This window comes from uncultured Meiothermus sp. (assembly GCF_937863175.1).
Classification (GTDB): Bacteria; Deinococcota; Deinococci; order Deinococcales; family Thermaceae; genus Meiothermus.
Genome location: NZ_CALMCQ010000126.1, coordinates 1 through 2226 on the forward strand (window position 1 = coordinate 1; position 2226 = coordinate 2226).

The 2226-nt window shown below is 57.1% G+C and carries 1 protein-coding gene and 1 pseudogene; both read right to left on the reverse strand.

The features are described from left to right. Positions 1-750: pseudogene (locus tag Q0288_RS05220) on the reverse strand (ABC transporter permease); the annotation flags it as partial. A gap of 29 nt (positions 751-779) precedes the next feature. Continuing rightward, positions 780-1976, reverse strand: a complete 1197-nt coding sequence (locus Q0288_RS05225; RefSeq protein WP_299428222.1) for an ABC transporter permease — start codon at positions 1974-1976, stop codon at positions 780-782. Positions 1977-2226: the final 250 nt, after the last annotated feature.

A 2226-nucleotide genomic window follows, 5' to 3' on the forward strand; every position in this document is an offset into this window, starting at 1 on the left:
CAGGTTTTGCAGGTTGGGAACAATATACGTGTTATAACCCTGCACGACCCACCAGCCCACCAACCCAATCAGCGCAATGCCCCCTGCCGCTATAAGGTGGCTCAGTGGGGGACTCTTGCCCAAAAAGCGCCAGAACTCTGGATTGGCAAGACCGATGCTAAAAGTAGCGGGACGTCCGGCAAAAAAGCCGGAAATACTGCCCATAAAGATACCAATTAACAGAGCCAGGGCTACCGCAAAGATGCCTATGGTCAGGCTGATACGAGCTCCAAACCAGATACGGCCCCATATATCGCGGCCAAAGTCGTCCGCGCCCCACAAAAACAGGGTGGCTCTTTCTTCCAGCAGCCAGGGGCCTCCCATCAAACGCAGATCGGAGGGAATCAGGCCCAAAAAGCGGTAGGGTTCTCCCCTGGTAAAAAAGTAGATCGGGTAGCGACCCTTCTCACAGTCGGTGATTACTTCCACCTTGAAGGTCTCGGGGTTGCGCCGCCGCTCGGAGGCGCAGACATGGGGTCTGGTGAGCGAGCCGTTCTCGTCCCGCCAGAAAATTTGAGTGGGGGTTGCATAGGAGAAACCCCGGAAGCTTTTGGCCTCGGGATAGGGGGCCAGAAAATCGGCGAAAAGGGCTCCCAGGTAGAGCACCAGCAACACTGCCGCTCCCAGGCGTGCTAGCTGATGCCGCCGGAAGCGAATCCAGGCTTGCTGAAAGAAGGTTCGGTTGCCTAGCTGGGCGGGGGTTGTTTTCACTTTGGCTCGACCAGTCACATCCTACCCCCCTAGCTGTACCGGATTCGCGGGTCTACCCACGCCAGCAAGAGATCAGACACCAGATTGCCTACGATCAGCAACAGGGTGGTGATGGTGATAAGGCCCATAATTACATACACGTCAATAGCCGAGATGGCCTCCAGCAGCGCTGGGGTAATCCCTGGCCAGGCCATCACTACCTCGACCAGACCCGCCCCACCGATCAGAGCAGGCAACAGGCCCCCGATCCCGGCAATAAAGGGGATTACCGCGTTGCGAAGCGCATGCTTGTAGATTACCACCCGCTCGTTCAAACCTTTGGAGCGAGCAGTCCGGATATAGTCCTGAGAAAGCACATCCAGCATCTGCCCCCGCATCACCCGTATCAGCCCAGCCAGTCCTGCGGTAGCAACCACAATCACCACGGGTACCGCATGCCACAAAACATTGGTGGCTCTGGCCCAAAATGGCGCATCGGTGTAGGGCATGCTCTGGGGCAGCCCCGGCCCTTGAAAGAACGGGAACAACAAGGCAATTGTGCCAAAGCCCAGTAGCCACACCCCCAGATTCCAGCTAAAGGGCACCGGCCGATGCTTGCGGTGGCGTTGCCAGACCAGCGCAGCCAGCGCAATCAGGCCCACCAGCAGCGGAACCAGTAGCCACTGGGCTGCACGGGTCAGGTTGCCGATATGAACAAACTCGGTGGTCATCCCCCCAATGGGCAGGATGCGCATAGCGGTCAGATCGTCAAGCCAGACCGCCAGAAACAGCATAATTAGCCCAAAGAAAAAATTGGGTACAGCCAGGCCCAGAAAGGCCAGCACAGTAAAGGTACGATCCGATAAGGTATATTTGTTGACCGCCGAGTAGACCCCAATTGGAATGGCCACCATATAGATGACCAGGGTTGCCAGCAAGACCAGCACCAACGAGTTGAGGATGCGCGGCCCGATTACACTCCAAACATCGGTTTTATAGGAAAGCGACAAACCCAGATAGCCCTGCATGATACCCGATAGCCATTTGGCGTACTGCACCGGCATGGATTGATCGAGGCCAAACTGCTGGCGCAGTTCGGCGATGGACTCACGGGTCTGGGTGGGGTCGAGCTCGAGGCGGGTTACAAAATCCCCCGGTGCTAACTGAATCACCAAAAACGCCAGCAGGGTGGCCCCTAAAAAAGTGGGAACGAGTTGGAACAAACGCCTTACGATATAGCCGAACATAGGGCCTCATGGGATCAAGCACTAAAGCAAGCTCATGGGAAGGCAAGGGGTGGCACGCACCACCCCCTGCCCAGGCTAGCTGCTACTCCTTGGCAAAAACGGTCTCGATGTAGGGGAACTGTCCAACAAAAGAGTTGAGATCTTCTTTGCCGAACAGGCCGCCCAGACGGGCCAGGCGGGCCGGGTTGTAGGCCGGGGCTACCGTGTAAATGATCGGCAGGTTTTCGGCCACGACCCGCTGGAACTGCAC

What these genes read in the sequence shown, in the direction of transcription:
- Q0288_RS05225 (WP_299428222.1), bottom strand. Translation starts at nt 1,976, where the DNA reads ATGTTCGGCTATATCGTAAGGCGTTTGTTCCAACTCGTTCCCACTTTT.